Raw genomic sequence first — 5,357 nt, forward strand, 5'->3', positions numbered from 1 at the left:
TTCTCATTTTGTGCAAGTTGGGATTGTTTCTCATCAATGAATTTATACGTTCCGTAAAAATACGGGGATGTAGTTCAAAAAATATTTATTACATTTGGCCTATAATTTTTTACGATAACACAAGCGTAAGCTATCGATTTGGACAAAGAAAACTGCGAATCTTCTATATGTATCCAAAAAAGATAGACTTACGCCCGTGCCTTTATACGGGCGCGGGCTGAGTCTTTCTGGATACAGGGTTCTTCGCAGTACCTCTTTGTCGGATTGGCTTCAGTTCCGCGCCTTTTGCTTTTCCAATATTAAATTTTCCCGAAGAACAATTGGTGATAAATACGACAGGTTCTGACGCTATGCAATTATAACTTTGCTTTTAAGAGAAGAAATTGAAAAATTAAAGACACGAAATGAAAAAGTATGAATACAATTTTGACTTTATCCGTAAAACCCCGGATGTAGAATACAGGGATTTTACGTATTTCAGAGTTCTTATACAATGTGTAAGTTCACCTGAGGAAAAAAACAATAACAAATGAGGAAAAAGAAATTCGGTTATTACACTTAATTTCTTGTATGTACGGCGTAAGGAGTCTCCTTATTTATTTCGTGCAGGGCTTTAAAAGCCTTAAGGTCTCTAAAGACTATCGATTGCAAAACCTGATTTTTTAATCAGGCTAAACACCATTTTTCAAAAATAAGCTTGTATGAAAGTATTCTATCATTCAGGATAACATATCCTGTAGGCAAAACTGCATAAAATATTATTCTCTTTATAGGGATTTATTTTACTTTTTATATTAACACAATATTTAACACAATGAAAAAGATCTATTTAAGCGCATCACTCTTATGCGCTTCCCTGGGACTATCGTATGCCCAGGTAACAGAAGTTTACTTTAAGTATGACGAGGCCGGGAATCAACGGTACCGGGGTCCTGACTCCGCAGCCAGACAGGCTTCTGAACAATCCAAAACATCTTCTTTAGCGGGATCACAGCTGATGGATGAAAAAACATTCTGGGAACAGATTCGCCTGTATCCTGTTCCGGTCAGCGATGTTTTAACGATCGACTGGACAGAGCAGGCAGACGGACTCATAGAATCCGTCTCTTTATACCAGCACAGCACCGTCCACTGGAAATTTCAGCAGCAGAATTTACCTGATCTTAACAGGCAGCTGAAGATTAATATGACAGGCTATGACTGGGGCGTATATGTACTGCGCTTTACGCTAAAGGACGGAAGGGCTTTCAGTAAAAACATCACTAAAAGATAATGCTATGAAATACAATAACAATAAAAGAAAATTATTTTTCTCCATTATAGTATCCTGTATTTCAATATTAGGATTTTCGCAGACGGCGTCAGGACAGAAGTTTCATGATACCAAAGGAAATATAGAAGTGACCCAGGCGGGGCAGCTTCAATATACATTAGCGATTGAGACTCCTCCCGGAGTTCAAAAAGTGGCACCCAATATCAGTCTGACTTATGTAAGTGGGGCCAGAAATGGCCTGGCAGGATATGCTTGGAATGTCTCGGGAGCAACATCAATATCTCGGGTTGGAAAAAATCTTGAAAAAGATGGCGTTACAAAAGGAGTACAGCTTGATTACACGGACTATTACAGCTTTAACGGACAAAGGCTCATTTTAAAATCCGGAGAATACGGAAAAGATGGTGCAGAATATGTAACGGAGAAGTATTCTAATGTAAAGATAAAGTCTGTGGGGTCAGTTTCAGGACAACCGTGGCAGGGCCCTGAATATTGGGAAGTTACCTCCCCTGATGGGTCCCGGGCCTGGTATGGAGCCACCGCTCCAGGGAACAACCCGGCAAGAACTCCCATAGACTATAATATTGTAAAGTCAATAGATATCAATGGAAACTATGTTACTTATAGTTATATTGCCGATGGAAATATTTCATTGATAGGGAGTGTTGAATGGGGAGGAAATGAAATAAAAAATACTCCACATTCTAATAAAATTGAGTTTCTTTTTGGAGATAGGCCAATACCTGAAACAGCCTATATAAAAGGGGTTGAATTTGCCCAGCCAAAACTGCTTGAATCTGTCGTGGTGTGGATAGGTAGCACGATGTACAAAAGGTATAATATATCCTATAAAAAAGACCTTCAGGAAACTGCATACAGATATGTGGATAAAATAACGGTTGTAAACAGTAATAATGAGGAAGCGAATCCGGTTCTTTTTACTTATGAGCAATCATTAAATAGTGGCTGGAGGTATACTAGTACATTAAGGCCTGATAGTAGTACTGATGTAGTGGGCGATTTTAACGGTGATGGTAATCTTGATCTCATAAGATACCATTCAACGACATCGGCCAAAATACCACAAATAGGCCTATACCTGTATAGTAACTTTTATGAGACTGAGCCTTATCGTGAAGGTCCTGTATTCATAGGAAATTCTTTATCAGATTTGTACAATGCTGTGGTAGTCAATTTAAAAAAGAATGGCCTTATCCGTAACCGACAAGGATTTGTCACACAAAAAAAGGTTACCAATCCTTCTACATCCAAATCTGATCTGGAGCTTTCATTTTATAGCCTTTCAGAAGATAATCAACTGGTTCTGGATTATAAAAAGACCATTCCCAATGCAGATTATGACGAATCTGTCGGAACTTTCTATAATGGAACAAGAACAACAGTTTTAGGGTTAAAAAATGTTGATTTCAATGGGGATGGTTTGAGTGAACTTGTTTTGCAGCTCAGTGACAGAACATGTACACAAGTTCCGGTTGAACCTGCCAGATTGCCGTCTACATGTGATAACAGCAGAAGGTATTATGTTATTGATCCTGACGAATCTATTCAAAATAACGGGTGGTATTATCCTCTTTATCTTTATGAGGACTATGAAGACAGAGATAAAGATCTGTTTACCCTTTATAGAGCGGGTGACTTTAACGGAGATGGCACGTTTGATTTCCTGAAATTAAGTCAGGATAAAAAACCACTACTGATTACTTTTAAGAAAAATGCTGAGGGTAAGTACGATTCTAGCATAGCATATTTTAATCCTACGAGCAACGAGACCATAAAGGGATATTGGGAAGACAGCCTGGTTGGAGACTTTAACGGGGACGGACTAAGTGATATTATGATGCCTGGGACAAGCACCTCTGCCATTTGGTACCTGTATACTTCAAAAGGGAATGGCTTCAAGGAAGAAACGAAAGTTTTTGAGCGGCCCGAAAAAACCCGTAGGGTATTTAAGGATGGTGACAATATCAAAATCCACAATCCCCGGACTTTTGTAGCTTTTGATATTAATAATGATGGAAAGACAGAGCTTATACTTCTCGAATCAGGTAGATACTATGAAAAAAGCAATATTCAGGACAACAACCAATCAGTAAGATACACAAGATATTTGAATTCGTGGGCTGATGTTTGGACTGTTGTCGGAGGAGGGCATAATCCTTCATTTCAAAGAACCGGCTATTTTAGTGACGATTATAGCATTCTTTACCTTAATTCCGGTAATATTGATGCGGAATTGGCTCCAAGTTCAAACGATAGGATGGGTTTAACCGTAGATGTATGGACCGGTGCTATGTTGGGAAGATTTGTTTTCGCTTCTGCACTACCCCTCAATAATAATGTTGAAGAGAAACAAGGCGTAGTATACCGCCGATATTTTGACATTGCCATGAATGCTCGTGTCACAAGTATTTCGCAAGGAGGAGTTATCACGGATATCACCTATAAACAATTGGATAAAAAGGCAAATCCGGGACTATATGATGGCGCTAAAACAGAAAGCTATCCCTATGTGGAAATCAGCCAGTCAAAGGGAATTTATGTTGTTTCCGGTCTTACCCGGAGCACGACATCGGATAAAAAATTAAAGCAGGACTTCAGGTATAGAGGGCTTACCTCCAATATCCTTGGAAAAGGTATGGTGGGTTTCAGAAAAACAGCCCGCTCGTCATGGTATGCTGATGGTTTTGAAAATACAAAAATATGGTCAGGAGTTGAAACTGATCCTGTGAATGATGGAGTTCCGATAAAAGAATGGTCAATCAGAACTAACGACGAGACTAAAATATTCCCGGCAGATGTTTCAGAAAACAACACCCAGTTATTAAGCTTTAAGTCTACAACCTATCAGATTGATAAACTATTAAACAGTCAGGTTGTAGCAACTGTGCCTGATGCCGATAAAGCTAAAGTGGTAACAGCGATTGTTCCAAAAACAAGCAAAGGAAAAGATTTCTTAACAAACGCTACTGCCGAGAGCACCATTACGTATGGAGCATATTATCTTCCGGTACAAAGTCTCTCGAAGATTAACTCCAGTCTTGCCGAAACGACCACCACCTATGAATATAATAACAATCCTTCTGGTGCCGGAGCTGACTACTATATAGGACGCCCAACATCCAAAACTGAGGTTATTAAGGCATATAATGATACCAAGTCAGGTAAAGAGGAGTATACTTATGAAAACAACCGTATAAAAACGATAAAAAAATGGAATGAAAATAATACAGCCCATATATTGGATACCTACAGCTATGACGGTTTCGGAAATCTCACCCAGAAAATGATAAGCAATAGTACAGATGCCGGGACCCAGACCACGAAGACAGAATATGAAAGCAAAGGAAGGTTTGCCATTAAACAAACAGATAATTTTGGATTAGAAACCCAGATTACCTATAATGATCAGGGGCAGATATTAACCCAGACAGACCCGTTAGGAAATACCCTAATCAATATCTATGACGGTTGGGGCAAATTGCTCACTTCCACAACCAATTTACAGGGAACAGCCAGCTATACCTATGAAAGGGATGCTAATGCCAATGTAACAGTTACTCAAAACGACCCTGATGGTAATATATCAAAAGTCTTCACCAATAAATTGGGGCAGGAATATAAAACAACCACTAAAGCCTTTGGGCAGGGACAATTTGTATCTAAAGAAACCTTTTATGATGTATTAGGTAGAAAAATCAGGGAATCTGAGCCTTATTTTGACGGGCAGAGCCCGGGTCAATTTAATACTATTGCTTACGATGACTCTGTATATCCTGCCAAAGTAACAGCCACTTCATTTACTGGTAAGCAAACGGAAACCACTGTTTCAGGATTGACAACGACCGTTAAGGAAATTAACGGGTATGGAAGAACAACTTCCAAAACTGCTGATGCTTTAGGAAATATGATCTCTTCAACAGATAAGGGAGGAATTGTTAAATTCAAATATAATGCTGCCGGACAGCAAACAATAGCTGCTTATGAAGAAAATACAGTGAGTACTAAATATGATGCATGGGGAAGGAAATCAGAATTTAATGACCCTTCTAACGGGATCTATAAA

General features: G+C 39.0%; 2 protein-coding genes. Both read left to right on the top strand.

Annotated elements, in window-relative coordinates; all coding sequences use genetic code 11:
- Positions 1-814: 814 nt before the first annotated feature.
- Positions 815-1,273 carry a hypothetical protein gene (locus DRF57_RS23275; RefSeq protein WP_241508048.1) on the top strand — a complete coding sequence of 153 codons (459 nt, stop codon included), beginning with the start codon at positions 815-817 and terminating at the stop codon, positions 1,271-1,273.
- Positions 1,274-1,277: 4 nt separating this feature from the next.
- A partial coding sequence (locus tag DRF57_RS23280; protein WP_185145888.1) for a SpvB/TcaC N-terminal domain-containing protein occupies positions 1,278-5,357 on the top strand: 4,080 nt, incomplete at its 3' end.

The sequence above is a fragment of the Chryseobacterium rhizosphaerae genome (assembly GCF_003385455.1).
In the GTDB taxonomy this organism is placed as follows: Bacteria; Bacteroidota; Bacteroidia; order Flavobacteriales; family Weeksellaceae; genus Chryseobacterium; species Chryseobacterium rhizosphaerae.